Annotated in this window: 7 protein-coding genes, 3 tRNA genes and 4 rRNA genes; 12 read left to right on the top strand and 2 right to left on the bottom strand. The window is 47.5% G+C overall.

The window, feature by feature from the left end; all coding sequences use genetic code 11:
• Positions 1-249 precede the first annotated feature (249 nt).
• From ACWA50_RS06225 to ACWA50_RS06255, 7 genes are all read left to right on the top strand, one after another.
• Positions 250-1,789: ribosomal RNA gene (locus tag ACWA50_RS06225) — 16S ribosomal RNA — on the top strand.
• Between the two features lie 75 nt (positions 1,790-1,864).
• Positions 1,865-1,940: transfer RNA gene (locus ACWA50_RS06230), tRNA-Glu, on the top strand.
• A 306-nt stretch (positions 1,941-2,246) separates the two neighbouring features.
• Positions 2,247-5,698 (top strand): 23S ribosomal RNA (locus ACWA50_RS06235).
• 215 nt (positions 5,699-5,913) lie between these two features.
• Positions 5,914-6,029 (top strand): 5S ribosomal RNA (rrf, locus tag ACWA50_RS06240).
• Between the two features lie 52 nt (positions 6,030-6,081).
• Positions 6,082-6,197 (top strand): 5S ribosomal RNA (rrf, locus tag ACWA50_RS06245).
• The 16S, 23S and 5S rRNA genes sit together here with 3 tRNA genes alongside, the layout of an rRNA operon.
• A gap of 12 nt (positions 6,198-6,209) precedes the next feature.
• Positions 6,210-6,286: transfer RNA gene (locus tag ACWA50_RS06250), tRNA-Asp, on the top strand.
• An 11-nt stretch (positions 6,287-6,297) separates the two neighbouring features.
• Positions 6,298-6,373: transfer RNA gene (locus ACWA50_RS06255), tRNA-Trp, on the top strand.
• A 75-nt stretch (positions 6,374-6,448) separates the two neighbouring features.
• Here the strand turns inward: ACWA50_RS06255 and lpxH are convergent.
• Positions 6,449-7,171, bottom strand: a complete 723-nt coding sequence (lpxH, locus tag ACWA50_RS06260) for a UDP-2,3-diacylglucosamine diphosphatase (protein WP_431050800.1) — start codon at positions 7,169-7,171, stop codon at positions 6,449-6,451.
• A 62-nt stretch (positions 7,172-7,233) separates the two neighbouring features.
• On the opposite strand from lpxH, the gene ACWA50_RS06265 reads away from it, so the two are divergent.
• Both ACWA50_RS06265 and ACWA50_RS06270 read left to right on the top strand, forming a co-directional pair.
• Complete coding sequence (locus ACWA50_RS06265; protein ID WP_431050802.1) at positions 7,234-7,956, top strand: 1-acylglycerol-3-phosphate O-acyltransferase; 723 nt, start codon at positions 7,234-7,236, stop codon at positions 7,954-7,956.
• Positions 7,957-7,967: 11 nt separating this feature from the next.
• Positions 7,968-9,374 carry a multicopper oxidase domain-containing protein gene (locus tag ACWA50_RS06270; RefSeq protein WP_431050804.1) on the top strand — a complete coding sequence of 469 codons (1,407 nt, stop codon included), beginning with the start codon at positions 7,968-7,970 and terminating at the stop codon, positions 9,372-9,374.
• A gap of 1 nt (position 9,375) precedes the next feature.
• Here ACWA50_RS06270 and ACWA50_RS06275 read toward each other — a convergent pair whose 3' ends face one another.
• Positions 9,376-10,551 (bottom strand): FAD-dependent monooxygenase, encoded by a 1,176-nt coding sequence (locus ACWA50_RS06275; protein WP_431050806.1) that lies wholly within the window; start codon positions 10,549-10,551, stop codon positions 9,376-9,378.
• A gap of 202 nt (positions 10,552-10,753) precedes the next feature.
• Here ACWA50_RS06275 and miaB point away from each other — a divergent pair, with 202 nt between their 5' ends.
• The 3 genes from miaB to alsR all read left to right on the top strand — a co-directional run bounded on the left by miaB (position 10,754) and on the right by alsR (position 15,231).
• Positions 10,754-12,184 carry a tRNA (N6-isopentenyl adenosine(37)-C2)-methylthiotransferase MiaB gene (gene miaB / locus ACWA50_RS06280; RefSeq protein WP_431050808.1) on the top strand — a complete coding sequence of 477 codons (1,431 nt, stop codon included), beginning with the start codon at positions 10,754-10,756 and terminating at the stop codon, positions 12,182-12,184.
• Positions 12,185-12,404: 220 nt separating this feature from the next.
• Positions 12,405-14,168 carry a gamma-glutamyltransferase gene (gene ggt / locus ACWA50_RS06285; protein ID WP_431050810.1) on the top strand — a complete coding sequence of 588 codons (1,764 nt, stop codon included), beginning with the start codon at positions 12,405-12,407 and terminating at the stop codon, positions 14,166-14,168.
• A gap of 199 nt (positions 14,169-14,367) precedes the next feature.
• The gene (alsR, locus tag ACWA50_RS06290; RefSeq protein ID WP_431050812.1) at positions 14,368-15,231 is read left to right on the top strand and encodes a transcriptional repressor AlsR; all 864 of its coding nucleotides are present in this window, start codon (positions 14,368-14,370) and stop codon (positions 15,229-15,231) included.
• Positions 15,232-15,452: the final 221 nt, after the last annotated feature.

The raw sequence follows: 15,452 nt of genomic DNA on the forward strand, positions 1-15,452 counted from the left end.
AGTGAAGCGGTTAGTTTAAAAATCGCTTGACGAAAAAATGGGATTGTGTAGAATGACAATCCTTTCCTTGAAAAGAAGGAAACTGTTCTTTAACAATATATCAGACAATCTGTGTGGGCACTTGTGCAAGGCATTGGTAATTTAAAGATTTAAAAAACTAAAGTCTTAATGAGTGCTGATAGTAAATTCATAATTGAAACTTTTGTGGTTTCAACATTATAGTCAGAAATTCGTTGAGCGATTGAACTTGAATTGAAGAGTTTGATCATGGCTCAGATTGAACGCTGGCGGCAGGCTTAACACATGCAAGTCGAGCGGTAACGGGGGAGAGCTTGCTCTCTTGCCGACGAGCGGCGGACGGGTGAGTAATGCTTGGGAATCTGGCTTATGGAGGGGGATAACTACGGGAAACTGTAGCTAATACCGCGTAATGTCTTAGGACTAAAGGGTGGGACTTTCGAGCCGCCCGCCATAAGATGAGCCCAAGTGAGATTAGGTAGTTGGTGAGGTAAAGGCTCACCAAGCCGTCGATCTCTAACTGGTCTGAGAGGATGACCAGTCACACTGGGACTGAGACACGGCCCAGACTCCTACGGGAGGCAGCAGTGGGGAATATTGCGCAATGGGGGGAACCCTGACGCAGCCATGCCGCGTGAATGAAGAAGGCCTTCGGGTTGTAAAGTTCTTTCGGTGATGAGGAAGGTGTTTTGTTTAATAGACAGAGCAATTGACGTTAGTCACAGAAGAAGCACCGGCTAACTCCGTGCCAGCAGCCGCGGTAATACGGAGGGTGCGAGCGTTAATCGGAATAACTGGGCGTAAAGGGCACGCAGGCGGATAGATAAGTGAGATGTGAAATCCCCGAGCTTAACTTGGGAACAGCATTTCATACTGTTTATCTAGAGTTTTGTAGAGAGGGGTAGAATTCCACGTGTAGCGGTGAAATGCGTAGAGATGTGGAGGAATACCGGAGGCGAAGGCGGCCCCTTGGACAAAGACTGACGCTCATGTGCGAAAGCGTGGGGAGCAAACAGGATTAGATACCCTGGTAGTCCACGCTGTAAACGATGTCGATTTGGGGGTTGCCTGTATGGGTGGCTCTCGAAGCTAACGCGTTAAATCGACCGCCTGGGGAGTACGGCCGCAAGGTTAAAACTCAAATGAATTGACGGGGGCCCGCACAAGCGGTGGAGCATGTGGTTTAATTCGATGCAACGCGAAGAACCTTACCTACTCTTGACATCCTAAGAAGAGCTCAGAGATGAGCTTGTGCCTTCGGGAACTTAGAGACAGGTGCTGCATGGCTGTCGTCAGCTCGTGTTGTGAAATGTTGGGTTAAGTCCCGCAACGAGCGCAACCCTTATCCTTTGTTGCCAGCATGTAAAGATGGGAACTCAAAGGAGACTGCCGGTGACAAACCGGAGGAAGGTGGGGATGACGTCAAGTCATCATGGCCCTTACGAGTAGGGCTACACACGTGCTACAATGGCGTATACAGAGGGAGGCGAGAGTGCGAGCTTAAGCGAATCTCTTAAAGTGCGTCGTAGTCCGGATTGGAGTCTGCAACTCGACTCCATGAAGTCGGAATCGCTAGTAATCGCAAATCAGAATGTTGCGGTGAATACGTTCCCGGGCCTTGTACACACCGCCCGTCACACCATGGGAGTGGGTTGTACCAGAAGTAGATAGCTTAACCGGAAGGGGGGCGTTTACCACGGTATGATTCATGACTGGGGTGAAGTCGTAACAAGGTAACCGTAGGGGAACCTGCGGTTGGATCACCTCCTTATATATGACTGATGATTTTGTATAGGTGTTCACACAGATTGTTTGATAGATTTGAGAATAACGTGTTATGGTCGCGGTCCCCATCGTCTAGAGGCCTAGGACATCGCCCTTTCACGGCGGTAACCGGGGTTCGAATCCCCGTGGGGACGCCATAACACGATATTTTTGAATCGTATCGGTGAAAACCGATTTGTTCTTTAAAAATTTGGACACAAGCTAAAAACTGAAGAGAACTCAAGCGTTCGAGAGGACGTAAGAGCTGAGTATTCGAAAATCGAGCAATCGAGAATCGAATTGGGCTTGTTTGGTGAGAAAAGGCACTGAGCAGGTCAGCGTAGGGAAACTTACGCACGAGTCAATGGAAGACGGCTTTGGGAATGGAAAGCGGACTGAACGAAACGGGCACGAAAGTGGTTAGTTGAAATGAAAGTGCGGTCTGAAAATTCTTGAGGTTGTATGGTTAAGTGACTAAGCGTGCAGGGTGGATGCCTAGGCAGTCAGAGGCGAAGAAGGACGTGCTAATCTGCGAAAAGCGTGGAGGAGTTGATAAGAAGCGTTAATACTCCACGATATCCGAATGGGGAAACCCAGTAGATGAAGAATCTACTATTGTTAACTGAATCCATAGGTTAACAAGGCGAACCGGGAGAACTGAAACATCTCAGTACCCCGAGGAAAAGAAATCAATTGAGATTCCGTAAGTAGCGGCGAGCGAACACGGAGAAGCCGTTAGTGATAGTAAGTGAGTTAGGAGAATGAGTTGGGAAGCTCAATCGCAGAGGGTGATAATCCCGTATCCGAAGGCACAGTTACGGTACTAAGCTAACAGCAAGTAGGGCGGGACACGAGAAATCCTGTTTGAAGATGGGGGGACCATCCTCCAAGGCTAAATACTCCTGACTGACCGATAGTGAACCAGTACCGTGAGGGAAAGGCGAAAAGAACCCTGGTGAAGGGAGTGAAATAGAACCTGAAACCCTGTACGTACAAGCAGTGGGAGCCCTATCACTCAAGTGTATTGAGAGTGGTATAGAAAACGTTGAAATGCGGTTAACGTTTTGCGAAGCAAAACGGTCAACCCCAAAATCAATCAGGAAACTGATGATTAATCGGCGTGTGAAAGGGGCGTTTTACGAAGTAAAACGGCAATCCGAAAGCAGTATGCTTGAGGATAGGGTGACTGCGTACCTTTTGTATAATGGGTCAGCGACTTATATTGTGTAGCGAGGTTAACCGAATAGGGGAGCCGAAGGGAAACCGAGTCTTAACTGGGCGAAGAGTTGCACGATATAGACCCGAAACCCGGTGATCTAGCCATGGGCAGGTTGAAGGTTGGGTAACACTAACTGGAGGACCGAACCGACTACTGTTGAAAAAGTAGCGGATGACTTGTGGCTGGGGGTGAAAGGCCAATCAAACCGGGAGATAGCTGGTTCTCCCCGAAATCTATTTAGGTAGAGCCTTAGATGAATACCTTCGGGGGTAGAGCACTGTTTCGGCTAGGGGGTCATCCCGACTTACCAACCCGATGCAAACTGCGAATACCGAAGAGTACTATCTAGGAGACACACGGCGGGTGCTAACGTTCGTCGTGAAGAGGGAAACAACCCAGACCGCCAGCTAAGGTCCCAAAGTCTATGTTAAGTGGGAAACGAAGTGGGAAGGCTTAGACAGCTAGGATGTTGGCTTAGAAGCAGCCATCATTTAAAGAAAGCGTAATAGCTCACTAGTCGAGTCGGCCTGCGCGGAAGATGTAACGGGGCTAAAACATAGCACCGAAGCTGCGGCATTCAGATGACAGATTTCAGATGTCAGGAGACAGTATGGCAATCAAGTTTGAAGATTTGAAGGTGTTTCAACGCGCTTATAAAGTGTCGTTGGAAATTCATCAAGCGAGCTTGGATTTTCCTAAGATAGAGCAATATGCGTTAGGAGACCAAGTTAGACGGGCAAGCAAAAGCATTTGTGCAAATTTAGCCGAAGGTTTTGCAAGGCAACGTACTAAAGCGGATTTAAATCGATTTCTTAGCATGGCAATAGGCAGTGCTGATGAAATGCGAGTTTGGTTAAGATACTGTTATGACTTGAAATATGCAGATGGACAAGATTGGCAAAGATGGCGTAATGAATACGAAGAAATTGCGAAGATGTTACAAGGTTTTGGTAAAACACCGAAACCTGACGTCTGAAGTCTGTCATCTGATTGGGTAGGGGAGCGTTGTGTAAGCGGAAGAAGGTGGCTCGAGAGGGCTGCTGGACGTATCACAAGTGCGAATGCTGACATAAGTAACGATAAAGGGGGTGAAAAACCCCCTCGCCGGAAGACCAAGGGTTCCTGTCCAACGTTAATCGGGGCAGGGTGAGTCGGCCCCTAAGGCGAGGCTGAAGAGCGTAGTCGATGGGAAACGGGTTAATATTCCCGTACTTGTGATAAGAGCGATGTGGGGACGGAGCAGGTTAGGTTATCCGGGTGACGGAAGTCCCGGTCCAAGCGTGTAGGATGGATGATTAGGCAAATCCGGTCATCTAAATCAGAGGCGTGACGGGGAGACTCCACGGAGTCGAAGTAACCGATACCACACTTCCAGGAAAAGCCGCTAAGCTTATCTTATCATAAACCGTACTGAAAACCGACACAGGTGGTCAGGTAGAGAATACTCAGGCGCTTGAGAGAACTCGGGTGAAGGAACTAGGCAAAATAGCACCGTAACTTCGGGAGAAGGTGCGCTGACGGTAATTGAAGTCCTTAACGGATAGAGGTGAAGTCAGTCGAAGTGACCAGCTGGCTGCAACTGTTTATTAAAAACACAGCACTCTGCAAACACGAAAGTGGACGTATAGGGTGTGACGCCTGCCCGGTGCTGGAAGGTTAATTGATGATGTGAGAGCATTTGATCGAAGCCCCAGTAAACGGCGGCCGTAACTATAACGGTCCTAAGGTAGCGAAATTCCTTGTCGGGTAAGTTCCGACCTGCACGAATGGCGTAATGATGGCCAGGCTGTCTCCACCCGAGACTCAGTGAAATTGAAATCGCCGTGAAGATGCGGTGTACCCGCGGCTAGACGGAAAGACCCCGTGAACCTTTACTATAGCTTGACACTGAACATTGAATTTTGATGTGTAGGATAGGTGGGAGACAGAGAAGTATTAACGCCAGTTAATATGGAGTCGTTGTTGAAATACCACCCTTTAAGGTTTGATGTTCTAACACAGACTGCGGCACGCGGTCGTGGACAGTGTCTGGTGGGTAGTTTGACTGGGGCGGTCTCCTCCCAAAGCGTAACGGAGGAGTACGAAGGTTTGCTAATCACGGTCGGACATCGTGAGGTTAGTACAATGGTATAAGCAAGCTTGACTGCGAGACGGACATGTCGAGCAGGTGCGAAAGCAGGTCATAGTGATCCGGTGGTTCTGAATGGAAGGGCCATCGCTCAACGGATAAAAGGTACTCCGGGGATAACAGGCTGATACCGCCCAAGAGTTCATATCGACGGCGGTGTTTGGCACCTCGATGTCGGCTCATCACATCCTGGGGCTGAAGTAGGTCCCAAGGGTATGGCTGTTCGCCATTTAAAGTGGTACGCGAGCTGGGTTTAGAACGTCGTGAGACAGTTCGGTCCCTATCTGCCGTGGGCGTTGGAAAATTGAAAGGGGCTGCTCCTAGTACGAGAGGACCGGAGTGGACGCACCGCTGGTGTTCCCGTTGTTTCGCCAGAAGCATTGCGGGGTAGCTATGTGCGGGAGAGATAAGTGCTGAAAGCATCTAAGCACGAAACTTGCCTTGAGATGAGTTTTCCCACACTTAGAGTGTGTAAGGGTTGTTTAAGACGAAGACGTAGATAGGCGGGGTGTGTAAGTGTAGTGATACATTGAGCTAACCCGTACTAATTGCCCGAGAGGCTTAACCATACAACGCTCAAGGGTTTTACCCAAAAGCCGAGAGAAAGTTGTAAGAAAAGACAAGAGACGAAAGAGCGAAGTAAGAAGCTCGAGTAGGGCTCGAGGAGTTTGAATCAGTAATAGCTTGTGACCGAATAGGAATAACAGCGAAAGAAACGCTGAAAGAATAAAAAATAGAGAACAAAACAAAGTAAGAAGAAACAAAGACAATCAAGCCGAATTATTCCGGCGGCGATAGTGCGGTAGCACCACCTGACCCCATGCCGAACTCAGAAGTGAAATGCCGTAACGCCGATGGTAGTGTGGGGTCTCCCCATGTGAGAGTAGGACACCGCCGGATTTTATTTTCTAAGTAAACTTAATCAATAGAGTTTATTTAGAAAATAAAAAATTTTGGTAGCCATAGTGCAACAGACCCACCTGATCCCTTGCCGAACTCAGAAGTGAAATGTTGTTACGCCGATGGTAGTGTGGGGTCTCCCCATGTGAGAGTAGGTCACTACCAATTATCAATTTCAGCGGAGTGGTAGTTCAGCTGGTTAGAATACCTGCCTGTCACGCAGGGGGTCGCGGGTTCGAGTCCCGTCCATTCCGCCAACTTACAATCTAGGGGCGTAGTTCAATTGGTAGAGCACCGGTCTCCAAAACCGGGTGTTGGGAGTTCGAGCCTCTCCGCCCCTGCCATCTTTTATTAACTATATTTAGTATTCTTATTTTTCCTATTATCTTTTGATTATCTTCCTGTTTCAGGCGTCATTCTTATTCAATTTCGGCAAATCCATAACCGTTTTTATCATAAACCAAATACGGCGCACTGTTGCGCCAATCGCCTAAGACGATTCGGGTAAAAGTGCGGTTTTGTGCGTGACTATGATGGATTGCCTGTCGATGCGTATGACCGTGAATTAAAGTTTCGACGGCAAAACGTTGCATTGTGTCCAAGACAAAATCAGGATTAACGTCCATAATCCGAACCGGTTTTTCGCTTTTTTGGCGTTGGCTTTTGCGACGGATTTTATTGGCAATGCGCAGGCGGATAAAGAGCGGTAGGCATAAAAAGACTTTCTGCCGCCAAATACTATGCACTTTTTTGCGATATGCTTGATAGTTGATGTCATCGGTGCAGAGCGTGTCGCCGTGACAAAGTAAGACCGGTGTGCCGTATGGATTAATTATTTGATATTCGGGCAATAAAATTAAACCGCACTTTTCGGCAAAGCCTTCGCCAATCAAGAAATCGCGGTTGCCGTGTTGAAAATACACCTTGATACCTTTATCGGTTAGGCGCTTAATTTCAGCTTGTACTAACTGCGCTAAAGCGGAATTTTCATCATCGCCAATCCAAAAATCAAATAAGTCGCCTAAAATATATAACGCCTCGCCTTTTACCGCTTCGTTTTGCATAAATCGGCTAAAAAGTGCGGTTAAATGCGGTTGTTGTTCGCTTAAATGAAGGTCGGCAATAAAGTAGGTTTTTGTCATGATTTGATACACATATTTGGCTATTTTCGTTATACTCTAACAAAATTTTCAGGAACTCGTCTATGTTATTATTGTCACGTGCAATTGTGGTGGTGTTTGCCGCACTTTTGATTTGTCTGTTAGGCACAATTTATTCACTGATTCGTTTTAAAAATCCAAGTAACGTCGGCGTGGTTGCCCGTTGGTTCGGGCGTTTGCATCCGCTGTTCGGAATCGAAGTCGAGCACCGTTTTGCTGCGAATGCAAGTGATAACGGGCCTTGTATCTATATTGGCAACCACCAGAATAATTATGATATGGTCACCATGGCATATATGGTGCGGCCGAGAACCGTGAGCGTCGGTAAAAGAAGCCTGGCGTTTATTCCGTTTTTTGGCTTGTTATATTGGGCAAGCGGGAATATTTTACTTGACCGTGATAATAAGAATAAAGCCCATTCTACCATGGGTGAGTTGGCGCAACGGATTAATCAGGATAAGGTTTCGATTTGGATGTTTCCGGAAGGTACGCGTAGTCGCGGACGCGGATTGCTGCCGTTTAAAACCGGGGCTTTTCATGCGGCAATTGCAGCCGGCGTGCCGATTGTGCCGGTTTGTTGCAGCAATTTGCATAATAAAATCAATCTGAACCGTTGGAATAATGGTAAGGTGATTTGTGAAATGTTGCCGCCGATTGACACCTCCGCTTATAGCCGTGAGAATGTACGCGAGTTGGCGAATTATTGCCATGCGGTGATGAAACAAAAAATCGAACAGCTTGATCAAGAGCTGGCGAACCGTTCGTAGACAGGTTGCCGATGAAATCCGGATTATCGCGCCGAGTACTTTTAAAAACGGCAACCGCACTTGGGGCAAGTGCGGTTTTGCCTACTGTTGCCGCTGCCTCGAGCAAGCAAGCCCTGTATATCCCGCCGGTGTTGGACGTTGGTCGCGGGCGGCCGGTATTATTGTCTATGAGCAGCAGCAAGCGGATATTCGAGGGCAATAAAAAGGTCGAAGCTTGGGGGTTTAATGGACTGTATCTCGGGCCGACGATTCGCTGCAAACAGGGCGATTTCGTTCGCTTGAATTACCATAACCAGCTAGCGCAGGCAATTTCCATCAGTTTGCAGGGGCTACAGGTCAGCGGGGAATTGTATGGCGGCATCGGGCGCCAATTCCAACCTTCGACATCATGGGCGCCGATTGTGCCGATTACCCAACCCGCGGCGACTTGCTGGTATCATGCCGATACGCTGGCGCATTCGGCTTATCAGGTTTATCGCGGTTTGGTCGGCATGTGGTGGATTGACGACACGGAGAGCCGAAAAGCCAAGCTGCCGAATAAATACGGTATTAATGATATTCCGTTGATTTTGCAAGATCTCAGTTTGAATAATCAAGGTGAACAACTTTTCAATCTGAATCAATCGCAATTTTTAGGCAATCGCTTATTTGTTAACGGCGGTGAAGCCCCTTATCTGAATGTGGCGCGCGGTTGGGTGCGTTTGCGGATTTTGAATGCCTCGGTATCACGCAGTTACCAGCTGAACTTTGATGACGGGCGCAGCATACTGGTGTTGGCGGGCAGCTTGGGATTTCTGCCGCAACTGCGTGAAGTGCGGTCGGTTTTTGTGCCGCCCGGCGAACGTATCGAAATCTTGGTCGATTTGAATGAGGGCGGCAATGTTAGCCTCATCAGCGGTGAAAAGCGCGGTTTGTTTGACAAAATGACCTCATGGTTTGCCGATGATGATGAACTGGTGGATAACACCGTGTTGGAATTACGCCCAGATGGTTTGCTTTCTGTATTTAATCAACAGCCGGATTTTCAGCGGCAAGAACAGCTTAGTCATCAGGTTGACGTGGCACAACAGCGTGATTTTGTCATTGATGTGGATAATGCACTGATTAATCGGCAAAAATTTGATCCGCGCCGGGTCGATGTCAATGCAAAACTCGGTTCGTATGAACGTTGGAATCTGACCGCCAGCGCGCCGATTGGTTTTAGCGTGCAAGGCGCGAAATTTATGCTCGAATCGTTCAACGGGCAACGAGTTGACGCTTCGCAGCTGAGTTGGCGCGATACGGTTTTGGTTAACGGCAACCTCTCTATTCTGGTGAAATTCGAGCATACGTCATCGAATAATTACCCGTTCACCTTCGGCAGCAGCGATTTAATGCTGGCGGACAAAGGTTGTATGGGCATGTTGGTGGTTCAATAGGTTATGCCAGGCCTAACGCATATTTTAATGCCCGTTTTTTAATCGGCGTGATTTTATTGACCGCCAGCAAAGCCGCATTGCGCAACATTTTCAGCGGCAATACATCATGTTTAAATCCTTTATAAAACAGATCCATACCGCTTTGCATTAACAAATTGTCTTTTTGGCGTAAACGTTGATAGCGTGCCAAGACGGTTTCGTCATCTATCGCCTGACCGCACTTTTGTGCGTCGGCAATCACGTTCAATAGCACTTTCACGTCTTTAAAGCCCAAATTCACCCCTTGTCCGGCAAGCGGATTGATGGTGTGAGCGGCATCGCCCAACAGCACAATGCCCTTTTTATAATACGCTTGCGCATGGCGACGGGTGAGCGGAAACGAAGCCGCTTGTCGGCTTTTGACGGCGCCCAAACGTGTTGGAAAGGCTGCTGTAATTTCTTGATCCAGCTGCTCGAGTGGCAGTTGTTGCAGTTGGCGAATCCGCTCCGGACTGTCGTACCACACTAAACAACCTTGATTACCGAGCAATGGCAAAAATGCGCGTGGGCCGCTAGGGAAAAATTGCTGCCAAGTGATATCTTGCTGCTCAAGTGCGGTTTCCACCAAAATCAGCAGACAACTTTGGCGATATTGCCAACCGGTTAAGCCGATACCGGCGATTTGGCGCAGTTGCGAATTTGCACCGTCGCAGGCTAATAATAATGGCGCGGCATAAGAATCGCCGTTCGCCAAGCGGATTTGCCAGTCTTGACCGCACTTTTCGATGTGTTCAATCGGCTGCTGAACGCTGGTGCTCAAATTCGGATAGGCGGCAAAGGATTGCCATAACCCCAGTTGGATCAGGTTATTCTCCACCATATAGCCCAGTTCGGGTAAATCCAGATCTTGTGCGCTGAACAAGGTCGAAAACCCGTCGATTTCCCAGGTTTCCAAAGTGCGGTACGGGCAGACCCGCATAGCGCGGATCGCGTCCCATGCGTGCAATGCCTTTAGCAATTGTACCGAGGCAACACTAATGGCGGAAATCCGAATGTCGTAAGGCTGCTCGGCAGCAAAGTGCGGTAGCGCGCCACGCTCGATGATATGTACATTCAATCCCAACTGTGCCAAGCCGACAGCGGCTGCCGACCCGACCATGCCGCCGCCGATCACAATCACCTCTTTTTGCTTCAACATACTTTCTCTCGCTCGTTGTTTTATTGCGTTTTATTCTACTCGCAGCGCCGCATTTTCCAAAGCAAATCACAAATAAAATCGGTTTTTTACTGGTCAGCAATCCTGCAAATCGGTAGAATAGCCGGTCTTACAATCATTGCAAAATGATCGATAACCCTTAATTTAGTACGGTCGATAACCGTGTCCTAACGAAGAAACTAACATGACTCAAAAATTACATATTAAAACTTGGGGCTGCCAGATGAACGAATACGATTCATCGAAAATGGCGGATTTATTGAACAGCACGCACGGTTTCGAGCTGACCGAAAATGCCGAGGAAGCCGACGTGCTGCTGCTGAACACCTGCTCGATTCGTGAAAAAGCACAAGAAAAAGTGTTCCACCAATTAGGGCGCTGGAAAGATCTGAAAAAATCCAACCCGAAACTGGTGATCGGCGTAGGCGGCTGCGTTGCCTCGCAAGAAGGGGCGCACATTCGTGATCGCGCACCTTATGTGGATATTATTTTCGGGCCGCAAACCCTGCACCGCCTGCCGGAAATGCTCAATCAAATCCGTGACGGCAAAAGTGCGGTGGTGGATGTCAGCTTCCCTGAGATTGAAAAATTCGATCGCTTGCCGGAGCCGAAAGCGGAAGGGCCGACGGCGTTTGTGTCGATTATGGAAGGCTGTAATAAATACTGCTCGTTCTGCGTCGTGCCTTATACGCGCGGCGAAGAGGTGAGCCGACCGGTGGACGATGTATTATTTGAAATCGCACAGCTGGCGGCGCAAGGCGTGCGCGAAGTCAATTTATTAGGGCAAAACGTCAATGCCTATCGTGGCGCAACCTTTGATGGCGGCATTTGCACTTTTGCCGAATTACTGCGTTTGGTGGCGGCGATTGACGGCATTGACCGTCTGCGTTTCACCACTAGCCACCCGATTGAATTCACCGATGATATTGTGGATGTCTATCGCGATACGCCGGAATTGGTCAGCTTCTTGCACTTGCCGGTGCAAAGCGGCTCGGATCGCGTTTTAACCATGATGAAACGCAACCATACCGCACTTGAGTATAAATCGATTATCCGCAAACTGCGCAAAGTGCGGCCTGAGATTCAAATCAGCTCTGATTTTATCGTCGGCTTTCCGGGCGAAAGCAAGGAAGATTTCCAACAAACGATGGATCTGATTGCGCAAGTGAATTTCGATATGAGCTTCAGCTTCATCTATTCCGCACGCCCGGGTACGCCGGCAGCGGATATGCCGGACGATGTCAGCGAAACCGAGAAAAAAGAGCGGTTATACCTGCTGCAACAACGTATTACCCAACAAGCCATGCAATACAGCCGCAAAATGTTGGGTACGGAACAGCGCGTGTTGGTGGAAGGACCGTCGAAAAAAGACGTGATGGAACTGACCGGGCGCACCGAAACCAACCGTATCGTCAATTTCGCCGGCACGCCGGACATGATCGGCAAATTTGTCGATATTAAAATCACCGATGTGTGGACCAACTCGCTACGCGGCGAGGTGATCCGCACCGAAGATCAAATGGGTTTACGCATACAGCAAAGCCCGCAAAGCGTGATCCAACGCACCCGCCAAGAAGATGAGTTGGGCGTGGGGCAGTATGTAGTGAATGCCTAATTTCCCCCAGTCAAACCATTAAACCTCTTATTGCCGAATAAGAGGTTTTTTAATCACGTCGCATTATTTTTATTTCTTTTCTAAGTTAAATTATTTTTTTTAATAAAATATTCATCGTCATATTGCTTTTTTGGGTTTCAATGTTATTGTGAAATTAATGTTAAATTTTAAGCGATTTTCTTTTTAAGTTTTTCGCCTAAAACCAATCAGGAGCATTTTGATGAAATTAAAAAAATCACTTTTACTCTCTTCATTCGCCGTTTCCGTTTTTGCCCTCTCGAGTGTGGCAACGTCCTTCGCCGCCAATGTGATTCCAACGCAGACTCAGCAAGCCGCAATTCGTTATGATCAGAGCATGGATATTTTTCATCCGGTCTATGCAAAAAACGGTATGGTGGCAACAGAACAGGCGCTGGCAACCCAAGTCGGATTAGATATTTTAAAACAAGGGGGTAATGCGGTTGATGCTGCGGTGGCGGTCGGTTTTGCCTTGGCGGTGGTGCTGCCGAATGCGGGCAATATCGGCGGCGGTGGTTTTATGGTGCTTTATGATGCTAAAAGCAAACAAAGCGTAGCCTTGGATTTCCGTGAAATTGCACCGCTCAAAGCAACTAAAGAGATGTATCTGGATCAAGACGGCAATGTGGTTGACGGTAAATCATTGTTTACGCATTTTGCGGTCGGGGTTCCCGGCACGGTAGCCGGTATGGAACACGCCCTGAAAAAATGGGGAACAATGTCATTGGCACAGGTTATTGCCCCGGCAATCGAATTGGCGGATAAGGGATTTGTAGTGAGTGCGACCTTGGGGGAAACTCTGAAGGCTGAAAAAGGTAATCTGGCTAAATGGCAAGACAGCAAAGCAATCTTTTTCAAAGGAGACGAACCGTTAGGAATCGGCGATTTATTGGTGCAGAAAGATCTGGCAAAGTCGTTGCAATTGATCGCAGCGCAAGGCGGCAAAGGCTTTTATGAAGGTGAAATTGCGCAAAAAATCGTGGCAGAAATGGAAAAGCACGGCGGTTTGATAACTTTGGATGATATGAAAAATTATCGAGCCGTTGAACGCAAGCCGATTGAAGGTGAATATCGTGGTTATCACATCGTGACTATGCCGCCTCCGAGTTCGGGTGGAATTCATTTGGTGCAAATACTGAATATTTTGGAACGGTACCCATTGCAACAATTCGGACAAAACAGTGCCAAAGCGATTCGCCATTATGCCGAAGCAATGAAACTCGCCTATGCCGATCGCGCCGAATATCTCGGTGATCCGGATTTTGTCCGGATTCCGGTTAACGGGTTGATCTCTAAAAAATATGCCGATGAGCTGGCGACGGCAATCACTGCCGAAACAATCCGCCCCTCATCCGAAATCAAACCGGGGAAACCGCACCCCTATGAGAGCGATCAGACCACGCATTATTCGATTATGGATAAAGACGGTAATGCCGTGGCAGTGACTTATACCCTGAATCTGAATTTTGGCAGCGGGATTGTCGCCGAAGGCACGGGGATTTTGTTAAATAACGAAATGGACGATTTCTCCGCCAAGCCCGGCGTGCCGAATGCCTTCGGCTTAATTGGCGGCGATGCCAATGCGGTCGCCGCCAAAAAACGTCCACTTTCATCAATGACCCCGACAATCGTGATGAAAGACGACAAACCGTGGCTGGTGACCGGTAGTCCGGGTGGGGCTCGTATTATCACCACCGTGCTGCAAAGTATTGTTAACACTATTGATTATGGCATGAACCCAGCCGAAGCGATTATGGTGCCGCGCGTGCACCATCAATGGTTGCCGGATGAAATTCGGATTGAAGAGGGTATCAGCCCGGACACCATCCATCTATTGCAACAAGACGGCTATAACGTCATTCCTAAGGCGACTATGGGGCGGGTACAAATTATCCAAGCCCGCGAAGATGGATTTTACGGCGCCTCTGACCCACGTAATCCGGATGGATTAACGTTGGGATTTTAAATTGGAAAATATTTTCTTAGCGCTATAGGCAGATAAGGGTTAAACCAATAATACGGTTTAACCCTTTTGTTTTGAATGGGGTACATATAAGATTTTTGCAAAATTTATGAATAACGGTTTTTTGTGAAGCGGATCGAAACATCAAGTTCTTTTACATGTTATAAATGATAAAATAACAGCTACGATTATCATGGAGATAATGAATTTGAACAGCAAAAAATCGGAATCGCTCATTCCGCAAATCAGAATGATTCAAGAAAGTATGACCGTGACGGAAAAGAAAATTGTGGAATGGTTGCTTAATCCCAAAAATTTAACCAGTAAAACCGCACTTCACACGGTTGCAGAAAATTTGTCGGTATCGGAAGCGTTAATCGTCAAGGTGGCAAAATTATTGGGTTTTAATGGTTTTCGGGATTTGAGGGCGCAATTGTCGTTTTATTTCCATGATAAGAATGCCATCAATATTGAATTATCAGAGGAATATACCGTTCACGAATTGGTACACAAAGTCTTTGATATCTCATTACAAACGATCAAAGAAGGTAAGTCTATTGTTAACTCGCAAGTGATCGAAACCGCAGCCAAATGTTTTTTTCATGCCAAAAATCGGGATTTATATGCGGCGGGCGGTTCGAATACGGTCACCGATGATATTGCGCATAAATTTTTACGTTTAGGTATCCGCTGCAATACTTATCGTGATATCCACCTGATGATGATGTCGGCCTCTATGCTAACGGAAGACGATGTGGTGTTGGTGGTATCCCATTCTGGCAAAACCAGCGATCTGCTCGAAGCGGTTAAGGTGGCGCGCAACAACGGCGCAAAAATTATTTGTATCACTCACAGCTATATCTCCCCGATTGCAGAATTATCCGACTTCATCATCTGCACCCCAGCCCCCGACACCCCGCTTTTAGGCAAAAATGCCTCAGCCCGTATCTTGCAATTGATTTTGGTTGATGCGTTTTTTGTTACGGTGGCGAGGCAAAATATGACCTTCTCTGAAGTGAATTTAGATAAAACCTCCCATATCACCGATTATTTTCGTCAGAAGTAACGGATGTTTTAGCGGTATGATTACTCGGTAATACGCGGTTTATAATTTCGTATATTCAATCAATATCAATCTGTTTATCAGCTGGTTATCGTTCGTCTATGCTGATTTTGGCTCTTGTGGCAAGTTAAAATCATCCCTAAAACTTCACAAAAATATTTAATTTGTGAAGTTGATCGCGTTTTTCATTCTTTTTTAGTGCTATAAATACTATCGTCTGTACG

The sequence above is a fragment of the Testudinibacter sp. P17/SS/0325 genome, assembly GCF_053570765.1.

Bases quoted from the DNA above. Each gene is read 5' to 3' on its own strand.
- lpxH (WP_431050800.1), bottom strand. From the start codon at position 7,171: ATGACAAAAACCTACTTTATTGCCGACCTTCATTTAAGCGAACAACAA.
- ACWA50_RS06265 (WP_431050802.1), top strand. From the start codon at position 7,234: ATGTTATTATTGTCACGTGCAATTGTGGTGGTGTTTGCCGCACTTTTG.
- ACWA50_RS06270 (WP_431050804.1), top strand. From the start codon at position 7,968: ATGAAATCCGGATTATCGCGCCGAGTACTTTTAAAAACGGCAACCGCA.
- ACWA50_RS06275 (WP_431050806.1), bottom strand. From the start codon at position 10,551: ATGTTGAAGCAAAAAGAGGTGATTGTGATCGGCGGCGGCATGGTCGGG.
- miaB (WP_431050808.1), top strand. From the start codon at position 10,754: ATGACTCAAAAATTACATATTAAAACTTGGGGCTGCCAGATGAACGAA.
- ggt (WP_431050810.1), top strand. From the start codon at position 12,405: ATGAAATTAAAAAAATCACTTTTACTCTCTTCATTCGCCGTTTCCGTT.
- alsR (WP_431050812.1), top strand. From the start codon at position 14,368: ATGAATTTGAACAGCAAAAAATCGGAATCGCTCATTCCGCAAATCAGA.